At 50.8% G+C, this 20,660-nt stretch carries 20 protein-coding genes and 1 tRNA gene; 5 read left to right on the forward strand and 16 right to left on the reverse strand.

From position 1 onward, the window contains the following. Positions 1–34: 34 nt before the first annotated feature. The 6 genes from J2Y43_RS18525 to metN all read right to left on the reverse strand — a co-directional run bounded on the left by J2Y43_RS18525 (position 35) and on the right by metN (position 7,219). Complete coding sequence (locus J2Y43_RS18525) at positions 35–1,900, reverse strand: arylsulfatase (protein ID WP_309985413.1); 1,866 nt, start codon at positions 1,898–1,900, stop codon at positions 35–37. A gap of 55 nt (positions 1,901–1,955) precedes the next feature. Beyond that, positions 1,956–3,272, reverse strand: a complete 1,317-nt coding sequence (locus J2Y43_RS18530; RefSeq protein WP_309985416.1) for a hypothetical protein — start codon at positions 3,270–3,272, stop codon at positions 1,956–1,958. 121 nt (positions 3,273–3,393) lie between these two features. Further along, positions 3,394–4,611, reverse strand: a complete 1,218-nt coding sequence (locus tag J2Y43_RS18535) for a chromate transporter (protein WP_309985419.1) — start codon at positions 4,609–4,611, stop codon at positions 3,394–3,396. 90 nt (positions 4,612–4,701) lie between these two features. Next, positions 4,702–5,520, reverse strand: a complete 819-nt coding sequence (gene metQ, locus J2Y43_RS18540; protein WP_309985421.1) for a methionine ABC transporter substrate-binding lipoprotein MetQ — start codon at positions 5,518–5,520, stop codon at positions 4,702–4,704. 21 nt (positions 5,521–5,541) lie between these two features. After that, positions 5,542–6,195, reverse strand: a complete 654-nt coding sequence (gene metI / locus J2Y43_RS18545; RefSeq protein WP_309985423.1) for a methionine ABC transporter permease MetI — start codon at positions 6,193–6,195, stop codon at positions 5,542–5,544. Beyond that, positions 6,188–7,219 carry a methionine ABC transporter ATP-binding protein MetN gene (gene metN / locus J2Y43_RS18550; RefSeq protein ID WP_309985425.1) on the reverse strand — a complete coding sequence of 344 codons (1,032 nt, stop codon included), beginning with the start codon at positions 7,217–7,219 and terminating at the stop codon, positions 6,188–6,190. The genes metI and metN overlap by 8 nt, the downstream gene beginning before the upstream one ends. A gap of 173 nt (positions 7,220–7,392) precedes the next feature. Here metN and J2Y43_RS18555 point away from each other — a divergent pair, with 173 nt between their 5' ends. Continuing rightward, positions 7,393–7,944 (forward strand): adenylate kinase, encoded by a 552-nt coding sequence (locus J2Y43_RS18555; RefSeq protein WP_309985426.1) that lies wholly within the window; start codon positions 7,393–7,395, stop codon positions 7,942–7,944. 35 nt (positions 7,945–7,979) lie between these two features. On the opposite strand, the gene J2Y43_RS18560 is transcribed toward J2Y43_RS18555, so the two are convergent. The 3 genes from J2Y43_RS18560 to J2Y43_RS18570 form a co-directional block, all read right to left on the reverse strand. Next, a complete protein-coding gene (locus J2Y43_RS18560; protein WP_309985428.1) occupies positions 7,980–8,921 on the reverse strand; it encodes a hypothetical protein in 942 nt (313 codons plus the stop codon). A gap of 179 nt (positions 8,922–9,100) precedes the next feature. Then, positions 9,101–9,173: transfer RNA gene (locus J2Y43_RS18565), tRNA-Thr, on the reverse strand. A 112-nt stretch (positions 9,174–9,285) separates the two neighbouring features. Further along, positions 9,286–11,190 carry a DUF349 domain-containing protein gene (locus tag J2Y43_RS18570; RefSeq protein ID WP_309985430.1) on the reverse strand — a complete coding sequence of 635 codons (1,905 nt, stop codon included), beginning with the start codon at positions 11,188–11,190 and terminating at the stop codon, positions 9,286–9,288. Positions 11,191–11,297: 107 nt separating this feature from the next. Between J2Y43_RS18570 and pdxH the strand changes: the two genes are divergently transcribed. Then, positions 11,298–11,936, forward strand: coding sequence for a pyridoxamine 5'-phosphate oxidase (gene pdxH / locus J2Y43_RS18575; RefSeq protein ID WP_309985432.1), 639 nt, complete (start codon positions 11,298–11,300; stop codon positions 11,934–11,936). A 107-nt stretch (positions 11,937–12,043) separates the two neighbouring features. On the opposite strand, the gene J2Y43_RS18580 is transcribed toward pdxH, so the two are convergent. The 6 genes from J2Y43_RS18580 to J2Y43_RS18605 all read right to left on the reverse strand — a co-directional run bounded on the left by J2Y43_RS18580 (position 12,044) and on the right by J2Y43_RS18605 (position 17,712). Next, entirely contained in the window at positions 12,044–13,330 is a 1,287-nt protein-coding gene (locus tag J2Y43_RS18580) for a citrate synthase (RefSeq protein WP_106595476.1), read from the reverse strand. A gap of 311 nt (positions 13,331–13,641) precedes the next feature. Continuing rightward, positions 13,642–14,097, reverse strand: coding sequence for a hypothetical protein (locus J2Y43_RS18585; protein ID WP_309985434.1), 456 nt, complete (start codon positions 14,095–14,097; stop codon positions 13,642–13,644). A 26-nt stretch (positions 14,098–14,123) separates the two neighbouring features. Next, positions 14,124–15,092, reverse strand: coding sequence for a tRNA (adenosine(37)-N6)-dimethylallyltransferase MiaA (gene miaA / locus J2Y43_RS18590; RefSeq protein ID WP_309985436.1), 969 nt, complete (start codon positions 15,090–15,092; stop codon positions 14,124–14,126). Next, positions 15,082–15,996: a hypothetical protein gene (locus tag J2Y43_RS18595; RefSeq protein WP_309985438.1), complete on the reverse strand. Its 915-nt coding sequence runs from the start codon at positions 15,994–15,996 to the stop codon at positions 15,082–15,084. The genes miaA and J2Y43_RS18595 overlap by 11 nt, the downstream gene beginning before the upstream one ends. Positions 15,997–16,097: 101 nt before the next feature. After that, positions 16,098–16,703: an outer membrane beta-barrel protein gene (locus tag J2Y43_RS18600; RefSeq protein ID WP_309985439.1), complete on the reverse strand. Its 606-nt coding sequence runs from the start codon at positions 16,701–16,703 to the stop codon at positions 16,098–16,100. 133 nt (positions 16,704–16,836) lie between these two features. After that, positions 16,837–17,712, reverse strand: coding sequence for a methylated-DNA--[protein]-cysteine S-methyltransferase (locus J2Y43_RS18605; protein WP_309985441.1), 876 nt, complete (start codon positions 17,710–17,712; stop codon positions 16,837–16,839). Positions 17,713–17,880: 168 nt separating this feature from the next. Here J2Y43_RS18605 and J2Y43_RS18610 point away from each other — a divergent pair, with 168 nt between their 5' ends. After that, the gene (locus J2Y43_RS18610) at positions 17,881–18,180 is read left to right on the forward strand and encodes a hypothetical protein (RefSeq protein ID WP_309985443.1); all 300 of its coding nucleotides are present in this window, start codon (positions 17,881–17,883) and stop codon (positions 18,178–18,180) included. Positions 18,181–18,428: 248 nt separating this feature from the next. On the opposite strand, the gene J2Y43_RS18615 is transcribed toward J2Y43_RS18610, so the two are convergent. After that, complete coding sequence (locus J2Y43_RS18615; protein ID WP_309985445.1) at positions 18,429–19,412, reverse strand: Gfo/Idh/MocA family oxidoreductase; 984 nt, start codon at positions 19,410–19,412, stop codon at positions 18,429–18,431. Positions 19,413–19,512: 100 nt separating this feature from the next. Between J2Y43_RS18615 and J2Y43_RS18620 the strand changes: the two genes are divergently transcribed. Both J2Y43_RS18620 and J2Y43_RS18625 read left to right on the forward strand, forming a co-directional pair. Beyond that, the gene (locus J2Y43_RS18620) at positions 19,513–19,734 is read left to right on the forward strand and encodes a VF530 family DNA-binding protein (protein ID WP_223408906.1); all 222 of its coding nucleotides are present in this window, start codon (positions 19,513–19,515) and stop codon (positions 19,732–19,734) included. A gap of 46 nt (positions 19,735–19,780) precedes the next feature. Further along, the gene (locus tag J2Y43_RS18625; RefSeq protein WP_309985448.1) at positions 19,781–20,656 is read left to right on the forward strand and encodes a J domain-containing protein; all 876 of its coding nucleotides are present in this window, start codon (positions 19,781–19,783) and stop codon (positions 20,654–20,656) included. Positions 20,657–20,660 lie beyond the last annotated feature (4 nt).

Genomic DNA, 20,660 nt, shown 5'->3' on the forward strand with positions numbered 1-20,660 from the left:
AGGCCAGCTAGTAGCCCGGACCGCTCATGATCCCTTATTTGCCGCTGGCAGGCTGTTGCTGCTGCGTTGGTTGTGGCAGGCGACGTTTGAGGACATCGTCCCATGTGATGTAGGGGTAGATGTTGTATTTTTTAGCCTGTTCTTCAAAGAGCGCTTTCAGCTCTTCCAGTTTTTTCGGGTTCTTTTTCGCCAGGTCGATGCGCTCGTTGAAATCTTCGTTGACGTTGTAAAGCTGCCAGTCGTTGTTATCCGGATTGGCCACGCTGATCGCGCTCACAAGATTGCCCGTAGCTGCCGAGGTTGGCTTATAGGCAAACCCTGCCTTCCAGCCATCATGGTAGATAGACCGTGAACCGAAGATATAGTAATACTGCGTTTTATGGCGGGAAACTGCGCGGGCGTCATTCAGAGAATAGGCCAGTGATGTGCCCTGGATCGTGTCCTGTTTAATGCCTCTGATCACTTCCGGTGCTTTGATACCCGCTATTTCGAGTGTCGTCGGCAGCAGATCGATCACATGGCCGTACTGCGTGCGGATACCGCCCTTATCGGTGATGCCTTTGGGATAAAACGCTATGAGCGGGTTGCGGGTACCTCCTTCCGAATGCGCATCCTGCTTCCAGTATTTGAATGGTGTGTTGGCAGCTTGCGCCCAGCCAAGCGGATAGTTGGCATTTGTACCTTCCGGCGTGCCGATCAGGTCGATCTGCGCCAGGTTGTTCTTAACCTGCTCGGCCTCCGACAGTGGTGTGGCAATGGCGGCGGCGGAGGACCTGGTGATCACACCACCGAGCGCGCCTTCCTTGCTTGCCCCATTATCACCGATCACAACGAGGATCAGTGTATTGTCGAGCTGATTGATCTTTTTGAGATGGGTTACCAGCCTTCCCACTTCATGATCGGTGTAGGTGAGATAACCGGCATAAACCTCCATAAAGCGGGCATACAGCTTCTTTTCGTCCGCGGAGAGGCTTGCCCATGCGCGGATGTTCGGGTTACGCTCGGGCAGGATCACATTGGCCGGAATGATCCCCTGCTTCTTCTGTTGGGCAAATACCTTTTCCCGGAACTCGTCCCAGCCGCCATCAAACTGGCCTTTGTATGGGTCGCTCCATTCCTTTGCTACCTGGTGCGGGGCATGGGTCGCGCCAGGCGCGTAATAGAGGAAGAAAGGCTTGTCGGGTGCCGCCTTCTTCTGGCGGTCGATGAAGCTGATCGCCTTGTCGGTAATCTGGTCGTTGAGATGACGGCCGTCCGGCGTTACGTGGGCATTGTCCTCCACGAGGTCGGGTTTGTATTGGTCGGTCTGCGAACCCAGGAACCCGAAGAAATGATCAAAACCCTTGCCCGATGGCCAGCGGTCGAACGGACCGGCGTCGGATGCATCCTGGTCGGGTGTAAGGCCATATTTCCCAACCGCGAAAGTGTTATAGCCGGCCTCACGCAGGATTTCGGCTATGGTACCTTTGTCGGACGGAATGCGGCCATCCCAGCCGGGGAAGCCGAACGACGACCACGTGTGCGAGAACCCGCCTTCGTGTACGGAATGCTGGTTACGGCCCGTAAGCAGCGCCGCGCGGGTAGGGGCGCATATCGCGGCCGTGTGGAAGTTGGTGTAACGCAGGCCGTTATTTGCCAGACTGTCGAAAGTAGGCGTGCGGATTACCCCGCCGAATGTGCTCGTGGCCCCGAAACCGACGTCGTCGAGTAGCACCCACACCACGTTGGGAGCGCCCGCGGGCGCCTTTACCGGGTTCGTCCACACTTCCTTCGATTCTGCGAGCGTTTTGCCGACGGTGCCCGTGAAGGGTTGCTGCTGTTGTGTAATGTTCTGCGCATTGGTGCGGGCGGCCAGGCCTGAGGCCAGCAGCGCCGCGAGAAGTAATTTTTGGGAATGCATATACAAAATGTTTGATGAAAACGGTATCTGGCTTAACCGGGGCAGTAAGTGCAGCCTACCCGTCGGTTTTTCTTTTCTCTTCGAGCGGATATTTCTTTTCTACTTTGTTCAAAACCACGAACAGAGAGTCGTGGCCCTCATTCACGCCGCGTAATATGTACCGACCAGGTGCTGGCTGTTCGTAATGCAACGTAATGTGTGCCGCCGTATCGACGCGATTATGCAAATGGAATACCTTGTTGATCGTATCTGCCTTATATCCATAATAATAGCGGCCGATATTGCCGTAGTATTCGGTCGTGCGCACGGCATTGCGCGTATCGAGCCGGAAATTCTTGTTCACTTTAATGCTGATGGTATTGAACTTCTCGAAGATCACATTCTCCCACCGCACCGAATCGGTGGGCGAGGGGGCCAGCAGCTGGTTGTTCAGGCGGAATTCGGCGACTTTGTACAGACCGGCGGCGGAGGCCAGCCCGTCGTCGAGCGGAAGTTTGAACGATTTCCCGCTTGCGTAGAGTTTTCCATAGCTAAAACCCCTGAACAGCACGAAAAAGAATATAAAGCCGTATTTAAATGCAATCCTGAGGCGATTCGGCCATTCGCTGCGGAAATGAAGGGCGGGCACGAATGTGAGTGCCACAGCGCGGTGCTCAATCAGTATCTGGTAGAATTTGCGGCTATCACGGACGAGCAGCAGCAGCGACAAGGTGAGCAAATGCAGGCTTGTAAGCTCTACACCGGCATCATAACCGATGTTTACAAACCAGATCGGCAGCAGGATCGCCACCATCATCAGCGCGCCCAGGGTAGTGGTGCGGCGGAAAAGCAGCAATACTGTCGCTACCAGTTCGAAAATGCCTGCGAACACTTCAAAAAACGGGGAAACCCCGGTGGTGAGCCAATACAGCTTGCCCGGCGTGAAGTCACCCAGGTTGGTATTGAGCTGACTGATGGTAGGAAACGGCATTTGCACCGGAAATACCTTCGCCCACGCAAACCACGACATCCGGAGAATGATCCCGTACCGGGCCGCGACATAAAACCAGTAATACAGCCTTTCAAAATCCTTACGCCGGCGGTCGAACAGGTTCCAACCGAACCCGGCGGCCAGGCAAAACAGGATGGTGATAATCCATCCGGTGTAGTTTTTACCCTCCTGGCTCGCGAAAAACCATGGCTTGTTTTGTGAAATCACATCCAGCCAGCGAAACGGGTAGTCGTTTACATTAAAGCCGGCGTCAAAGTCCTGGCGGTAAAACTCGGGGTTGAACGGAATCGTACTGATCACAGCATAAATCAATGCTGCACGTAAGAGGATTTTTTCATACGGCTTCCAAGCGGAGGCCGGTAATTGGGTAGAGTCAGACATAAGTAAAACAGGTATTTGCAGCGCAAATTAGCCATTTTACTAATCAACCAATTTAATCTATAATATAAATAGACTTTTATTTCGGTACGTTACCACCAGTAGCTGTGGCATTATCCTTATCTTACAATAAATACTCTTTCAGACAAAACCCAACTACCGCAGCTAGGAGGATAATGTACGGCTCCTGTAACCTTTTTATATAAATCAACGCCAGCGCTGTGACCACGGCAATCACCGCGGAAGGTACATCCACAATAGACCGGCTTCCGATAACGAACACGGATCCGACCAAGGCGCCTACGACGCTCGCCGTGATCCCGTCTACAAAGGCTTTGATGCTCTCGTTTTTGGATATTTTTTTGAAATAGGGCGCCGGGAGGACCGTGAACACAAAACATGGCAGAAATACTCCCAATGCGGCTACGGCGGCACCCGCGAAGCCCGAGACGAGAAACCCGATGAACCCGACGGTGATCACCACAGGGCCAGGGGTAATCATGGCCACCGCGACGGAATCCAGGAATTGCTGTTCGTTGAGCCAGGCCATCTCATTTACCACGCCCGCGTGCAGAAAAGGAATAATTGCCAGGCCGCTGCCAAACACAAATGCGCCGGCTTCAGTGAAGAACAAGGCCAGTTGCATGAGTTTGCCGGGATCGACGGTCCAGAAGCCCGTTCCGGCCAGTAGCAACACGGAAAGGGGAGTACTGCTTCGTTGGAGCCATTTGGGCGGTGCTTTGATCACCATATAGGCCAGGCCCAGCACGATGAAGAGCCAAACCTCCTCGCGCTCGGTGATGGCAGTCACCACCGCCATCACGGTGAAGAATAGCCATAAAATCCATTTGCTTTTAATGGCGGAAGCTTCCAGTTTACTGACCGATTTGATGGTCAGCTTGTAGCAACTCAGTCCGATGATTCCGATTACCGCCGAGCCGACTCCGTAGAACACGGATTGCATCCACGGTAGCCCGCCGAATTGCTGATAAGCCATCCCTAACAAGACGACCATGATGAAGGATGGCAACACGAATGCGAGGCCGGTAAGCGTCGCTCCCCAGACCCCGTAATGCACATATCCCAGGTAAATGCCCAGCTGGGCGGCCAAAGGGCCGGGAGCGAGCTGGGCAAGTGCCAGCCCTTCGCGGTATTCTTCTTCGGTGATCCATTGCCGTTGCTCTACGAGGTCGCGGTGCATGTAGCCGATCAGGGCGACAGGACCGCCAAAGCCGAAGGTGCCGAGTTTGAGAAAGTACCTGGTGAGTGCTGCAAGGCTGTAAGCATTTACGCGGGTGTCGTTGGAAATGTCCATTATTGAAAGTTCGTTGTCGGAATCCATGGGACAATGTTAGACAGCGGCCATTTCAAAATATAGAACGGAGATGACGGTTTTGTACAGACTTTACTTTTGCCCTCTTTTACTGACAACCTACCACCCCTTGATCGCCCCGCCCTGAAATATCCGCGCGGCTGCTTCCTCCACCTCTTTCGACTGATAGGCTTTTACATACTTTTTAACCTTTTCCTCATTCTTGTTATCCTCGCGTGCTACGATAAGGTTCACATATGGCGAGTTTTTGTCTTCGATAAGCAGGCCGTCCCGCGTGGAAATGAGGCCGGCTTTGCCCGCGAAGTTATTGTTGATGATCGCCAGGGTTACGTTCGCGTCGTCGAGGGTACTGGGCAGCTGCGGGGCTTCGAGCTCCAGGATTTTGAGGTTTTTAGGGTTTTCGGTGATGTCGATTACTTTGGGGAGCAATCCAACTCCTTCTTTCAGTTTAACCAGGCCATATTTTTGAAGTAACAGCAACGAACGACCGCCATTGGTAGGGTCGTTGGGGATTACGACGGTGCTGCCGGCTTGGAGGGCTGTGAGGCTTTTGATTTTCCTGGAATATCCGGCGATGGGATAAACAAAGGTATTACCGACGATGGCGAGCTTGTAGCCGCGCTGCTTCACCTGCTCGTCGAGGTAGGGCTTGTGCTGAAATGCATTCACATCCACATCGCCGTGGCTCAATGCTTCGTTGGGTACCACGTAATCGTTGAACGTAATGAGTTCGACATCCAATCCGTATTTCTCTTTTGCCACCTTCTGCGCCACCTGCGCGACTTCGAGCTCGGGGCCGACGGCAATGCCGACTTTAATGTGATTGGGATCGTTTTCCGAGGTTGCTTTTTTATTGCAGCCGGTGATCAATGCGGCGCCCAAGCCGAGTAGCAGGAGCAGGTTTTTACGATAGTTCATTTTGTATTTGTTTAAAAATAATTACCGGTGATCGACCCGTTTGGAGAGCCTGTCACCCAAAAACTGGATCACAAAGACCAATGCGATCAGTAGCAGGAGCACTATGTTCATGATTACGACGTCGTAGCCGATGTAACCATACTGATAGCCAATCTGGCCTAGTCCGCCCGCGCCCACCGCGCCGCCCATGGCCGAGTAGCCGACCAGCGTGATGAGTGTGATCGTGGCGACGTTGATGAGCGACGGCAATGCTTCGGGAAGCAGCACCTTGTACACGATCTGGAATGGCGTGGCACCCATGGCCCTCGCAGCTTCCACCAGCCCGCCGGGCACCTCTATCAGGCTGTTTTCAACCATTCGTGCAATGAAAGGCGCAGCCCCGATGCTTAGCGGTACCAGCGCGGCGCCTACGCCGATGGATGTGCCTACAACCGCTCTTGTGAACGGGATCATCCACACGATGAGGATAATGAAGGGGATTGCCCTGAAAACGTTGATCACAACGGAGATGGTGCTGTTCAGGACCCGGTTTTCCAGCACCTGGCCCTGGCGCGTCAGAAACAGGACAATGCCGGTTGGCAGGCCGAGGATAAAACCGAAAATGCCGGATGTAATGGTCATAAAGATCGTTTCTCCCAGACCGGCGGCCAGGAGCGATACTACGGCATCAGACATATCCCAATAATTCAACTTTAATGTGATGGTAAATGAAAAAATCGATGGCCTTCTGGTAATTGCCGGCGCGGCCGGAGAGCTCGACGAGCACAACGCCGAAATTTTTGTCGCCGACATGGTCCATTTGTGCGCTGATGATCTTGGTATCGATTTCGAAAAGCCGCGCGGCCTGGGAAAGCAGGGGTTGGTCGGCGGTATCGCCGGTAAGACGCAGCCGGAGCAGTGGCGACATACCGCCTTCGTTGATAGCCGTCACCCGTTGCCGGTAATGCTCAGGGATCTCCACATGCAGCGACGCACTGATGAACGACCGCGCCAGCTCGGTTTTAGGATTAGAAAATACCGTGTTTACAGGCCCTTTTTCCACCAGCTTCCCCTGGCTGATCACCGCTACATCATGGCAAATGGATTTCACCACATTCATTTCATGCGTAATGAGCAGCATGGTAATGTGGAGCCGGCGGTTAATGTCTTTGAGTAACCGGAGGATCGAAGCCGTCGTACCCGGATCGAGTGCGCTCGTAGCCTCATCGCAAAGCAGCACCTTGGGATTGCTTGCCAGGGTTCGTGCGATGGCTACGCGCTGTTTCTGCCCGCCCGAAAGGCTTGCAGGATAATCGCCTGCTTTTTCTTCCAAGCCGACCAATCGCAAAAGTTCGGTTACCCGTTCACGGATCTCATGTTTCGGCCTACGATCAAGTTCGAGCGGGAATGCGACGTTGTCGAAAACTGTGCGCGAAGAAAGCAGGTTGAAATGCTGGAAGATCATGCCTATCTGGCGCCTTTCGAGTGCCAGTTCTCGGTCGGGTAGGGTAGTGAGGTTTTTTCCGTCGATGCGTATTTCGCCACTGGTCGGTTTTTCGAGCAAGTTCACGCAGCGGATAAGGGTACTTTTGCCCGCGCCCGATGTGCCGATCACGCCGAAAATCTTCCCACGCTCCACTTTCAGCGACACGCCGGCAAGGGCAGTCACATCCCGGTCTTTTTGTTTGAAAATCTTGGTTACGTTCTTTAATTCGATCATGAGGCAAACCGGACTGTTCCTAATTCTGTCTGCAATGTAATCTATAAAGCCTATGGATTAATATATTTTTTAAAAAAATGACATTGCTGCACCTTTCGCTGCCGCCCGGTCGGTCCGATTTACCTTCGAGATAACTTTTTAAATACTTTGCAGCCGATTGTATATAATTGGCTATGAAAATTCACATTATGGGTGCCTCCTGTGCGGGTTCCACTACCCTGGGAAATGCACTGTCCGAAAGGTTAAAAATTCCCTATTTCGATACCGACGATTTTTTCTGGGAGCGTTCGGATGTGCCTTACACGTTGCGCAGGGATGCGCCTACACGGAGCAGGATGCTGCGAGAGGCCGTTTCAGGGAGCGATAGCTACATCATTGGCGGATCCCTTATCAGTTGGGGAGACGAATGGCTATCGATGTTCGATCTGGTGGTTTTTCTGTATGTCCCGAAGGAAGTCAGAATGCAGCGCCTCGTAAACCGCGAAATAGAACGGTATGGCGACATTATTTACACCGACCCGGTACGCAGCCGCCTCTTCCGCGAATTTTACGACTGGGCTTCGAAATACGATGACAGGGATTTCACCGGTCGTAATGTGGAGGTCCATGAAGACTGGTTGAGGAAAGTCAAACCCCGTGTCGTGGAGATCCGCGGGGATACGACGGTGGCAGAGCGCGTTGAGAAGCTGGAAAGATTGCTCAGAAGGGAAGTTCCGCCACAATGAGCTCGGTCAGCCTGCCATGCAACGGAATGAGCGCCCTATTTGTAATAATATCGGCTTTTGGAGGTTGGCGTGTTGTCTTTATAGTCTGCCACTTTTTCAATTGTGCGCCCCGTCTCGTCAAACGTGCGTTTATATTCCACATGATACTCGGTCGCTTCCATGTTTTCAGAGAAGAAATTGCTCACACTCTTCATCGCGACCAGGTTGTTTTCTCCAAACAGTTGGTCGAAAAGCGGCCGCCCCGGGTGGAACAATTTGGGTATTTCTGGCAGGCTTCGCAATCCATTGGCGTTGTGATCATATTTATACTCAGATCGGCATTCGGATAATACTTTTTCGGATTCATTATAGGTAAGAATCGATGAGTGTAAATTTTTACCGGAATACTGGTAAATCGTTCGCAGGTAGGTAGTGCCGGTGGTTCTCAATTCGGTAAGGCGACCTTCGTTGTCGTATTGCAACGTGTACGTATTATCTTCGTCCATACGGGCGAGACCGTTACCATCGACGTGATATGTATATGCTTTTGTAATCCTATTGTGCCTATCGTAAGCAAATTCCAGCATTCTCAGCCCAGAATCCAGATCCGCCCAATAGCCTTCTCCTCTGATCGTATAATACAGCCGGAAAATTTTATCATCCTTATACTCATAAATCACATCACATAATCCAGGGGGGCTGTTCTTGGGCAAGAGTTGATCTGCAAAACCAACCAACCTTCCGGTACTATCGTAAAGGTATTGTCGGGCGCCGGGGAAGGCATTAGCATATTGTTCACCATCGACTTCCGTAATAACCTTATCCAACGCTCCGGCCGGAGTTATACTTTTTCGTTTGATGGCTTCAATGTCTGGTCTTTTTACATTCTGAATCAGCAACACCCATTCTTCTTCAACCGGGTCAACAGAATGGGTACAACCTATAAAGCCTGCAACGATTGCAAGTACTGTCCGAAATGAGAGTTTTAGAATCTGCATAATTTGGGGAATTAAGCCAGCCAGACTCTAAGACGGTAAAATGAATGTGCAGCGTTGCCTGAAACTTTTCGGACTGATCCCGGATACTCACTGATCCGCTGGCGGGTAGGGGCCGGTGAGATTAAAAAGGGTATTAAAGCAAAAAACACCTAGCAAAGTTGCTAAGTGTTTTTGTTAAGAGCCCCCAGTCGGGATCGAACCAACGACCTACTGATTACAAGTCAGTTGCTCTACCAGCTGAGCTATGGAGGCCTTTTTTCTTTGTGATACCGTTTGTTATTCCGTTATCATGGTGCAAAAGTAGTCGAGCGGGATATACAATGCAACCTTTTCAAAGTAAATTTTTCAACTTTTTTTTCAGGTTTTAGATAGCCTCCTGAATAATAGTGAGTTGGTGTTTCAGTTCGTCCAACTGGCTTAATGCATTATTGATCTTCCTTTCGAACTCTGCCTTCAAACGATCGGAAGTTTTCGATTTTGCGAAGAATTCGATGTTATTCTGCCAAAGCGCAATGTCGTTTTCGAGTTGCGTGATCTTGCGGCGGATGTCGTTTTCCTTGCGGTAAAGGTTGCGGCTGCTTTCGCCGTCGCGTACCAGTTCCACTTCGCTTTCGAGTACGGCTTGCTCTTTCTCTTTGGTAGAAAGCTGGCCGATCGCGCTCACGTAAGTATTGATAGCCGCGATATATCGCTTCTGAATGGCCTGCATGTCCTTCTTGGGCACAAAGCCTATCGACGACCATTCCGACTTGAATGCGCTCAGTAAATTGAGCGAAGATTCGTCCTTGTCCTTCGCAGCCGCCTCGATGCGCTCGATCAGGTCGGTTTTCAGTTTCAGGTTGTGTTCGAATTCTTCCTCTACTTCGCGGTTTTTGGCACGTTTCTGATCGAAATATGCGTCGCAAGCCTTTTTGAAGCGGTCGTAAATGGTGTCCTTGAATTTCTCCGGAACCTGGCCGATGCCTTTCCATTTCTTTTGCAGCTCTATTACCTTCTGCGTGGTGGCAGGGTTGTCTTCGCCGGTTGACAATACGGCTTCGGCTTCTTCGCAAAGCTGGTTTTTCAGGTCGAGGTTTTGCTCGCGTTTGGCTTCCAGCTGGCGGAAGAACTCGCCTTTGTTATTGAAAAACGTTTTCAGCGCAGCCCAGAATTTCTTGCTGAGCTCTTTGCCTTCTTCGCGCGGCATAATGCCTTTCAGAGCCACCCATTGGTCCTGGAATGCCATAATGTCTTTGGTTTTGGCATTCCACTCTTTAATACTTCCCGAGTTGTACGTAGTGAACGGAACAATCGCTTCGTAGATTTTCAACTTTTGATCGTAGTTCTCCTGCATGGATTTCTTCTGCTCGGCAAACTGGCCGCGTTGCGCATCATAAAGCACATCGAGCGCTTCCTTGAATCGCTGCCACAGTTTTTCCTGGTCCTCTTTCGGGGCAGGGCCCAGGTGTTTGTATTCCTCGAAAATATGGTTGGCCTCGTTCAGGATTTCGCGGGTCATCGGTCGGCTTTCCAGCGATTTACCCAGTTCTTCCACTTTCTCGCACAACTCTGCTTTCAGTTCCGCATTGCGGCGGCGGTCGAGTTCTTTGAGTTCAAAGTAGATATTCCGGTTGCTGAAATAGCGGTCGATCAATGCATTATACGTCGCCCAAAGCGTTCCGTTATGGGGCGATGAGACGTTGCCCGCAGCTTTCCATTCTTCCTGGATCTTCTTGAATTCCTCCCAGCTCGATTTCAGTCCCGTAGCGTCCGTTTCGCGTGTACCTTCCTCGTCCACCAGCGCACGCAGGCGACCGAGAAGCGCGGTTTTTACGTTGAAATTCTTCTCTTTTTCCTTCTCCTGGCTTTGGTAGAATGCATTTTTGAGACCACGGATTTCACGGCTCAGCGAGTCGATTTTCTGCGTATCCGCATCGTATTTGTATTCGAACCCGTCTTCGCCACCTGTTTCTTCGATAAACGTTTTCAGTGCAGCTTCGCGGTCCTTTTGTTTGATCTGATCTACCACCGTACGAACCCCCTTTGCAACCGCCTCCGCTTTTTTCAGCTGAGCGGCAGTCGCACCTTCGCCGCGAACGGTTGCCAGTTCGTTTTCCAACAAGTTAACCAACTGCTCCTTAGATAATTGGCTGTAATCTACATCAGGCGTTTCTTCCTCGTGCTCCTCCGTCAACTCATTGTTAAGATCAATTTCAAGGGTATCAATCGTTTTGGGTGCCAGGTCGTCCTGCTCTTCGCTTTTGACCCCTTCTTGTTGTTCTTGTGCCATCGTGATGCTTGTTTCGTACGTACGGTCTCTTATAGATTACAAATCTAATAATCTTTCCTCTGAAATGGCTACTTTTGGCATCCCAACATTGAACATATTAGTATCCAATGGATCATAACATTGCAAATATCCGTTACGATTATCAGCTTAAAGGGCTACTGGAAGCCGATCTCGATCCAGATCCGCTGAAACAGTTCAGGTTATGGTTTAATGACGTGCGCGAGGCCGACATCAGCGAAGCGAATGCGATGCTGCTCAGCACGGTATACGAAGGCCGCCCGACAGGCAGGATCGTGCTCCTGAAAGACCTCGACTATCGGGGTTTTTCCTTCTTTACCAACTACGACAGCAAGAAGGGCCGGGAGATCGAGGCAAACCCGCAGGTTGCGCTGACGTTTTTTTGGAAAGAGCTTGAAAGACAGGTCCGTATCGAAGGCAGGATCGAGAAGACTTCGGAAGAGGAATCGAATGAATACTTCGCTGTAAGGCCCCGTGGAAGTCAGATCGGCGCCTGGGCCTCGGCGCAAAGCGAGGTAATACCAAACCGGGAATTTCTGGAAGAAAAAACGGAGGAACTAAAAGCCCGTTTCGAAGGCCAGCCGGTGCCACGTCCGCCGCATTGGGGCGGTTACCGCGTAGTGCCCGATTACGTCGAATTCTGGCAGGGAAGACCCAGCCGTTTGCACGACCGGTTAGCTTATACGAAGACGCCGGATGGGTGGAAGATTGAGCGGCTTTCGCCGTAGACGTTCGGAGTTCAGAGTTTAAAGTCCAAAAGTGAAAAGTTCAGAGCCGAAGTATAAACCTATACTTTCAACTCTGAACTTTCACTTTAAGGTTTGAACTCTAAAATTTACTTCCGCTCGCTCATCGGAACGAAATCCCGCTTCGGTGCTCCGGTGTAGATCTGACGCGGACGGCCGATAGGCTCCTTGTTCACGCGCATTTCTTTCCATTGTGCGATCCATCCCGGCAGACGGCCGATCGCGAACATTACCGTAAACATGTTGGTAGGGATACCCAACGCGCGGTAGATGATACCTGAATAGAAATCCACGTTCGGGTAAAGTTTGCGTTGTACGAAGTAATCGTCTTCCAAAGCCGCTTTTTCGAGTTTTTGGGCGATTTCGAGCACAGGATCGTTGATGCCGAGTTTGTTGAGCACATCGTCCGCCGCTTTTTTGATAATGCGTGCACGCGGGTCGAAGTTTTTGTAAACGCGGTGGCCGAAACCGAACAGACGGAAACCGCTGCTCTTGTCTTTCGCCATATTAATGTATTTCTGCGTATCACCGCCGTCGGCTTTGATCGCTTCGAGCATTTCGATCACTTCCTGGTTGGCACCGCCGTGGAGAGGGCCCCACAATGCACTGATACCCGAAGAAATGGAAGAGAAAATGTTGGCGTGTGACGATCCTACCAGTCTCACAGTCGAAGTAGAGCAGTTTTGCTCGTGGTCGGCGTGGAGGATCAGCAGTTTATTCAATGCTGCGGAAACAACCGGATCCACGTTGTATTTCGCTACGGGCAGCGAGAACATCATGTTCAGGAAGTTCGAGCAGTAATCGAGTTCGTTTTGCGGGTAATTGACCGGATGGCCCTGCGATTTTTTGTACGACCAGGTCGCGATCGTAGGCAGTTTCGCGAGTAGCCGGATGATGTGCAATTGCGTTTCCGCTTCCGAATTCTGCGCGTTGGCATCCGGGTAGAAAGCGCTCATCGCGCTCACCAGCGACGACAGCACGCCCATCGGGTGTGCATTCACCGGGAAGCCTTCGAAAATCTTGCGCATATCCTCGTTTACGAGCGTATGCGTGCGGATTTCATGTTCAAATTCAGCGAATTGTTTTTCGGTAGGAAGCTCTCCGTAAATGAGCAGGTATGCTACTTCGAGGAAGGAAGATTTTTCGGCCAGGTCCTCGATCGAGTAACCTCTGTAATTCAGTACGCCTTCTTCACCGTCCAGAAATGTAATGGCGCTTTTGGTCGCGCCGGTATTCTTGTAACCTGGGTCAATCGTAATATACCCTGTCTGGTCGCGCAATTTGGAAATATCTATCGCCTTTTCCTGCTCACTTCCTTCAATTATCGGGAACTCGTACTTTTTACCGTCAAGGGTCAATTCAGCTATTTGGGACATAGAAATAAGAATAAAATTAAAAAGGTTAATGAACAGGCAGGCTAATCGGTCAATTCAAGCCAAAGTTTTTCGTTAACAGCGATTTACTTGCCCAACAAGTTAATTTTGTGTTAAATGGCTGCGGGTTTAACCATTTCCCGGTCCGACACAAGCCGCAATATCCTAAAAAACCGCGTACTTTCTATTATTATCCGTGGTTTATTTGTGAAAATTCAAGACGGAAACAATAATATTACACAATTTGAAGGATTTATGAGAATATTCTATTGTCTCATGCCGTTTGAGCAACAAATTATGGTGTTATAGCCCCGCTAGACTGCTCCTGAGCCACTTTTTCCTTCTGTTAAGGCATCGTTAAGCGGTTCCCTGGCCAGTATCCGTTTGACGAGATACCTCAGGTTCAACCCCGCCAGTATGACCGGCAACAAATGTGCCCCGTAAATGAACGACTTGCCCGTAATTCGGTAGGAAAATGACGAAAAAGTCACAAACACGTACATAAACCAGAACAACGCAATGCCCGTCAGAGCGAGATAGCTGAAAATAGCCGTCTTCTTTTGTGTAAATCTGTAAACCAGCTCACAAATAGCCAGCGATAAGCCCACCACGATCATGACGGTGAGCAGCGCTCTTGGAAAATTGCGGATATAGTGATGCTTGTACACCAGCACACCGATTTTCCCGATCAGATTCGGATGCGCGAGGAGGTATGCATCCGTTACACTCAGTACCAGCAGCAATAACAGGCTGCTCCATTTGCGATTCATTAGTTAAAGACGTTTTTTTGGTTGGTTTACACTGACATATTACCGGCATTACCGCTTTTAAATTCCCGGTAACGCGCAATTATAAATTGGATTTTCTCGCTTTCGGGCCACTCGTCGGGTATCCAGTTGATTATCAGTCCGTCCTTTTCCATTTTCCTGAAAAAGGTCATCTGCCGCTTGGCAAACCGGTGGATCTCCGTTTCGAGTTTGGTACGCATTTCTTCGAAAGTCATCGCGCCGGTGAGATACAGGGTTACATACTTGTACTCCAAACCATAGTAGATCAATGAATCGGGTGCAATGCCTTGATTTAAAAGATTTTGTACTTCTTCTATTAAACCATGCTTTAACCTGGTCATTAGCCTGTTGCTAATGCGTTCCCGCCGGGTTTCGACGGTCGGGTTCAGCCCGAAAAGCAGCGCGGTATAGGTAACGGATTCTGCCCCAAAGTCTACGTCTGTTTCAGGATGCTCGTTCAGGTAAGCGGCGATTTCCAGCGCGCGGACGAGTCTTTTGCGTGTGGAAATATCCGCCAGTGCATGGTAACGGGAGTCGGAATTGAGAAATTTTGCCAAAAGCTCCTCGTTCGAAAGTGACTCCAATATCGCACGTAGCGACTCGTTCACCGGTACCGTGTCATTCGCGTGGCCTTTTAGCAATGCATATATATAGAACCCGGTTCCGCCGCAAACGATCGGAATGTGGCCATTGGCAAGTGTTTGTTGGTATGAATCCGCGAAATCATGCTGGAAATCATTCACGTTGTATTTATCGCCGGCATCGCGGATGTTGATCAGGTGGTAGGGGACCGGGACCCCATTCACCACGTACTCGTCGAGGTCCTTGCCCGTTCCGATGTCCATTTGCCGGTACACCTGCCGCGAGTCAGCGCTGAGGATTTCGCCTCCGATCTCATATGCGACACGGGTTGCCAGATGTGTTTTGCCCGACGCCGTCGGGCCCAGAATGATTAATAGCGGTGTTTCAGGACTCATTTGCATTCGTTTTAATGTCCCTCACGTATTTGATGCTGCCCAAATTATACACTGTTAAGTATTCAACCGGCGATTCTCCGGTAGGCTGGCCAGTTTCTACGGGCGTACGCACCCGGCGCATGTCCGCTAGCTCCACAAGAGCTTTTCGAGGAGGCATATATCCTCTTTCTTCAAACCCAAGCCGCTTGTAGCTCCGGCCGTCGGACCATTCCAGGTCGGCGTAGGTCATGATATCGTCCGGTGCCTTTTCGCGGATGAATGCGTTCAGCAGTTTGTCCAGCGCGCCCACCACATTGGTGTTCAGCAAGCTCGCGAACCGGATCAGCTCATGCGAGCGGAAAGGCTTTCCATTTTGTTCAAAAATTCGCGCATTGCTGAAAGTAGCGACAGCCACCAGCATTTCATCGGCCGACGCGTCGAAAACGAAGCCTTCCGGTAATACGCGATAATATCGTTTTGGTAAAAAAAGGCCGTAACGAAACTTCGATAGTGTGCTGCCGTTCAGGTGATTAGTTTCCAGGAAATGCTCGGTCGCGGCCTTGTCGATTCTTCGTGCGAGCGTCAGGCGCGCGGGAATTTTTGCCGAAATGCCGAGCATGGCGGCCAGCCGCGATTGCACAATGCTTTTCCGGGCCAGCCAGTAATCTTCCCAAAGTAGCACTGCCGGAACCCCCTGGCTGCGAGTGGCTTGCAGGTAGTTGCTTGACAGGTTTAACAAACCTTCCTGGTTTATTTTCTGCCAGGTAGCTAGGTCCACCGGTATCACTTTCAGCACCACGCGATCACTGGCGGCTATTTCCAGAACCGGCAGTGCCCAATCCGGCTCATTCGCAGCACGGCACTGGAATGAAATGGAAGTCAGCCAGTTGCAAATTTGTCCTGAAAATGATGATGGTTGTGCCAATGGGAACCTGCTAAATGAGCGGGCAAGTTAATGCGGGATTCCAACACCACAAAAAAACGCGCCGATGTGGCGCGTTTCCCTTTTGAATGCTTTGCCAGCTATTACTTGCCGCCAAGCCCGAATATGATACCAACGTTCACCCCACCAAATTTCGAGGTCGATTCGAAGTCAATATTGTTAGGTGAGCCGGTTTCGGAATCATGGTTTTTGTTACCGAACACAAAGTGGTAAATACCCTCCACCTGAATACCCAGGTTCCCGAATGCGAATACCAAACCGGCCCTCGGCGCTGCTCCGAAATTGCTATGCTTCGATGATTCCAGCACCGTTTCACCATTCCATTTCGCTTTGTACTTCGAGAAATACACCCCGGCGTCACCACCGATGTACGGGCGGATGGCGCCTTCAGTGAAGAAATAATCGACGGTACCGGTCACGGGAGTGAGTGTTCCGGTGGTGCTCAGTTTTTGCCCGGCCACGTTATAGTCGCTGCCGTCGGCATAGATCTTACCGGCAACCCCGACCGCGAATTGCGGGGAAGCAAATACACGAAGGTTCACGCCACCGCCCGCTACCGTTTTCGAATCTTCCACATTCGATTTGGCGATCCCGCCTTGTAAGCCGAGTGAGAACTGCGCAAAGCTGGCCGAAGTCGCGGTGACGATCAGAGCGAAAACTGCCAGTGATAGGATTAGTTGCTTTTTCATGTTGATGTACTAATTATGGTTGATAGTTTGGAAACAATGCATCCATAATCAGTCCAACACGGAAAAATTGCATTGTCAAGTGCCTATTAAATTGTCGTACAATCCATTACAGTGACAATTTATTTTTAATGTACTATTTCAATGCAGCCTGTTTCTGTGCAAAATATTCCTCATCCTGACGGGCTGCCTCCCAACCAATCAATGCTTTTTTACGTAAGCTACCCCATCGGTACTCGCCAAGAACGCCTTCTTTACGGATTACCCGGTGGCAGGGGATAATGTAGGCGATCGGGTTGTCGCCCACAGCCGAACCTACGGCGCGGACGGCTTTCGGGTGGCCGATACGCTCGGCGATTTGCTGGTAGGTCGTCACGGCCCCCTGCGGGATGCTGAGCAATGCTTCCCATACTTTCAGCTGAAAATTGGTGCCTTGGACGAGCAACGGTAGCTTTCCGAGCGATTGCTGAGCAGGGTTGAAAATGCGCTGCACATAACCCGCCGTCAGTTGCTGGTCGGGGCGGATGGTGGCGTAGTGCCATTTGCGGGCTAGTTCAATGAGCTGAAAGTCACGCGTGGCATCGTCCACGAATGCCATGGCGCAAATCCCCCGCTCAGTAGCGGCAATGAAACAGTCTCCAAAGGGAGTTTCGTGAAATCCGTAACTGATTACCAGTCCCTTGCCGGCACTTTTGTATTCCTGCGGGGTCACTCCCTCAATCGAAATGAAGTGGTCGTATACGCGGCTTTGGCTGGAAAGCCCGGCCGATTCGGCCAGTTCGGCCAGGTTGTTCGAATCCCTGATCCGGTCTTTCAGGTATCCCGCCGTAATGTATTGCAGGAACCGTTTGGGGCTTACGCCCGCCCATTCCGAAAACATGCGCTGGAAGTGAAACTGGCTGATGCTGACCTCGTCGGCAACCTCGTTGAGCGTCGGCTGTTCTTTGGCGTTGGCCACGATGTACTCGATGGCTTTCGCGATTTTGTCGTAGTTATAAGCTTGCTGGTCCATTGGATTTTTTAATTTGTTGATACAAATTTGGCCTGCTTCGCCTGGGTTGCCAACCCGAAACTTGCGCACTATCTGCACCAGTCACTAAGCCAGGCTGGCACTGTTTATGCTGGCCGGTTTATATTCGCATCAGTTTTAAACAGCCACATTAACACGTTCCTTACAGCCATGAAATTACTTTTTGCCAGCCTTATTACCATACTCATAACCCCAAGTGCCTATTCGCAGAATTTCAAAGCGGAGCTCCGGAAGCTCAACGGCCAGATTGAAGCCGCGTACAAAAGCCATAAGCTGACCGCCAACGAATATGCCAAATTGAAAAAAGAGCGCAATGCCATCGAGCTGACGATCGACAAAGCGCTTGCCGATGACATCCTTACGCCGGATGAAAAGAACAGGATCCATTCGAAAATTGTCCGCTCGCGGAAACGGCTCTCCAAATACAAGACCAACCGCGAGATCTATTAAAAGCGAAATGGCTCCTGCATTGCATTGCGGGAGCCATTCGGAAGGAGGTTTCGGAAAGATCAATAGTCTTTCTTGCCATCCTTTTTTGCCTTTTTGTCGGCTCTTTTTTCTTTCAGGGATTTAGTAGCTTCCTTTTTGGTGCTCCCTTTGTCCAGGTTTTTTCCTTTGGCCATGACTGTTGAATTTGAGTACTAAGAATCTTTTAAATAACAGCAATATCCCGTGCATTTGTATTACGCACCCTAAAATTATTGCTTTTGGGTTATCCTGTCCATGATCAGGTTCGCCCGTGCGCCCGTATCCCCGCTGCTGGGGCTCTTGCCTTCGCCCCGCAATTCCCGCACGATCGATTCGATGAGCTGCTGCTGCACGTGCTGAGGATAAGGAATGTGGAATACCTCGATACCTTCCGACGTTTCGACGTGAATGTCAAATTTTTCGAAAAATGAAAAGGTAATGCGGCCTTTGGAGCCGATGATCTGCGTTTCATCTTCACGCTGGTCTTTGTCGATGGTATAGCACCAGCTTCCTTTGCCCAACACACCCGATTCGAATTCAAAATTGGCGACCACAATGTCGTCGGCCTCATACAGGCCTGCCTGGTTGCGTGCGATCCCCGTTGCGTGGCGGATCGGTCCGAAAATAAATTCCAGCAGGTCGAACTGGTGTGAAGCGAGGTCGTGGAAGTGCCCGCCACCCGAAATTTCCGGGTTTACGCGCCAGCGCGGCTTTGCATTCGGCCCGACTTCTTCATCGTAGGGCTGCCATTGGAGGCAGATATCGATGAAACGAACATCCCCGATCACCTTTTTATCGATCAATTCTTTTACTTTCAGGAAGTAATCCAACGCCCGCCGGTAATAGGCTACAAAAACCGGTACGCCGGTGCGTTTGCTTTCTGCATTGATGCGGTCGCATTCGGCGGCAGTACGGGCCATGGGTTTTTCGATATAAACGGGCTTCCCCGCTTGCATGGCCTTGAAAGCGAGGCTTTCGTGGGCGTCGGGCGGTGTGGCGATGTAAATCGCATTGATATCGGGGTCGTTGATGAGCGCTTCGGCGTCGTCATACCATTTGGGTACGCCGTGGCGCTCGGCATAGTCTTTGGCCAGCGCACCGTCGCGCCGCATAACCGCTACGAGCGAAGAGTTGGGTACCTTGTTGAATGCGGGCCCGCTTTTGACTTCGGTCACATTGCCGCAGCCGATAATACCCCATTTTATCTGATCCATCGGACAGGTTTTAGGTTTTGAACTAATCAACCTGCATAATAATTATTTAAGAAGGGAAATCTACTTTAAAAGACACAGCAACATTTTTTAAAAGGTATACATGGAATCACAACCCAATAACCCGCTTCACGGCAAAACACTCGAAGCCATTTTGAACGAACTGGTGGATTATTACGGCTGGGAGCAAATGGGTTATTATGTCAATATCAATAGCTTTCAGCACGACCCCAGCGTGAAATCGAGCCTTAAATTTCTCCGGAAAACGCCGTGGGCACGCCAGAAAGTAGAAGAATTGTACCTGAAAATGCTGGCACGAAAGTAGGAGACCGTTTTATAAACCACTATTCACTTCAACAGATTGAATATTTATGGCTTTTGTAGATTATTATCAGATACTCGGACTTGACAAAAATGCTGACGATAAGGCCATTAAGAATGCTTACAGAAAACTGGCGAGGAAATACCACCCCGATCTGAATCCGAACGACAAGGAAGCGCAGAAGAAGTTTCAGGAGCTGAACGAAGCGAATGAGGTGCTGAGCGACCCGGAAAAGCGGAAGAAGTACGATAAGTACGGCAAAGACTGGCAACATAGCGAGGAATTCGAGCGGGCACGACAGGCGCGCAGCCAGGCAGGGGGGCAGGAGGGGCAATGGTATGGCGGCAGCAGCGAAGGCTTTTCTGATTTCTTCGAGTCGATGTTCGGCTCAGGCTTCGGCGGCGGTCGGCAGGCGCGTTTCCGAGGACAAGATTACCAGGCTGAAATCCATTTGGGCCTTCGCGATGCGTACGAAACACACAAGCAAACCCTGACGGTGAATGGCAAGAACATCCGCATTACCGTGCCGGCAGGTGTTGAAAACGGGCAAACCATTAAAATAGCCGGCCATGGCGGACCTGGAAGCAACGGCGGGCCCAACGGAGATTTGTACATTACTTTTTCGGTTGGAGCCGACGAGAAATTCAGAAGGTCGGGCAATGACCTGCATTTGAAAGCAGATCTGGACCTTTACACCGCTGTACTGGGCGGCGAGCTCGTGGTGGAGACATTGAGCGGGAAAGTGAAGCTGCCCGTGAAGCCTGAGACACAGAACGGCAGCGTGGTTCGTTTGAAAGGCAAGGGTTTTCCGGTTTACAAACAGGACGGCCAGTTCGGGGATCTTTACGTGACTTTCGATGTCAAGATCCCTACCAACCTGACCGACCGCCAGAAGGAGTTGTTTACAGAATTGTCTAAATCCTGAAAAC

The organism is Dyadobacter sp. BE31, assembly GCF_031457695.1.
Lineage (GTDB): Bacteria > Bacteroidota > Bacteroidia > Cytophagales > Spirosomataceae > Dyadobacter.

Excerpts from the sequence above, each read along its gene's own strand:
- J2Y43_RS18570 (WP_309985430.1), bottom strand. The coding sequence starts at position 11,190 with ATGGCACAAGAACAACAAGAAGGGGTCAAAAGCGAAGAGCAGGACGAC.
- metI (WP_309985423.1), bottom strand. The coding sequence starts at position 6,195 with ATGTCTGATGCCGTAGTATCGCTCCTGGCCGCCGGTCTGGGAGAAACG.
- metN (WP_309985425.1), bottom strand. The coding sequence starts at position 7,219 with ATGATCGAATTAAAGAACGTAACCAAGATTTTCAAACAAAAAGACCGG.
- J2Y43_RS18580 (WP_106595476.1), bottom strand. The coding sequence starts at position 13,330 with ATGTCCCAAATAGCTGAATTGACCCTTGACGGTAAAAAGTACGAGTTC.
- J2Y43_RS18555 (WP_309985426.1), top strand. The coding sequence starts at position 7,393 with ATGAAAATTCACATTATGGGTGCCTCCTGTGCGGGTTCCACTACCCTG.
- J2Y43_RS18600 (WP_309985439.1), bottom strand. The coding sequence starts at position 16,703 with ATGAAAAAGCAACTAATCCTATCACTGGCAGTTTTCGCTCTGATCGTC.
- metQ (WP_309985421.1), bottom strand. The coding sequence starts at position 5,520 with ATGAACTATCGTAAAAACCTGCTCCTGCTACTCGGCTTGGGCGCCGCA.
- J2Y43_RS18625 (WP_309985448.1), top strand. The coding sequence starts at position 19,781 with ATGGCTTTTGTAGATTATTATCAGATACTCGGACTTGACAAAAATGCT.
- J2Y43_RS18530 (WP_309985416.1), bottom strand. The coding sequence starts at position 3,272 with ATGTCTGACTCTACCCAATTACCGGCCTCCGCTTGGAAGCCGTATGAA.
- J2Y43_RS18615 (WP_309985445.1), bottom strand. The coding sequence starts at position 19,412 with ATGGATCAGATAAAATGGGGTATTATCGGCTGCGGCAATGTGACCGAA.
- J2Y43_RS18535 (WP_309985419.1), bottom strand. The coding sequence starts at position 4,611 with ATGGATTCCGACAACGAACTTTCAATAATGGACATTTCCAACGACACC.
- J2Y43_RS18620 (WP_223408906.1), top strand. The coding sequence starts at position 19,513 with ATGGAATCACAACCCAATAACCCGCTTCACGGCAAAACACTCGAAGCC.
- J2Y43_RS18605 (WP_309985441.1), bottom strand. The coding sequence starts at position 17,712 with ATGGACCAGCAAGCTTATAACTACGACAAAATCGCGAAAGCCATCGAG.
- J2Y43_RS18610 (WP_309985443.1), top strand. The coding sequence starts at position 17,881 with ATGAAATTACTTTTTGCCAGCCTTATTACCATACTCATAACCCCAAGT.
- miaA (WP_309985436.1), bottom strand. The coding sequence starts at position 15,092 with ATGAGTCCTGAAACACCGCTATTAATCATTCTGGGCCCGACGGCGTCG.
- J2Y43_RS18585 (WP_309985434.1), bottom strand. The coding sequence starts at position 14,097 with ATGAATCGCAAATGGAGCAGCCTGTTATTGCTGCTGGTACTGAGTGTA.
- J2Y43_RS18560 (WP_309985428.1), bottom strand. The coding sequence starts at position 8,921 with ATGCAGATTCTAAAACTCTCATTTCGGACAGTACTTGCAATCGTTGCA.
- J2Y43_RS18525 (WP_309985413.1), bottom strand. The coding sequence starts at position 1,900 with ATGCATTCCCAAAAATTACTTCTCGCGGCGCTGCTGGCCTCAGGCCTG.
- pdxH (WP_309985432.1), top strand. The coding sequence starts at position 11,298 with ATGGATCATAACATTGCAAATATCCGTTACGATTATCAGCTTAAAGGG.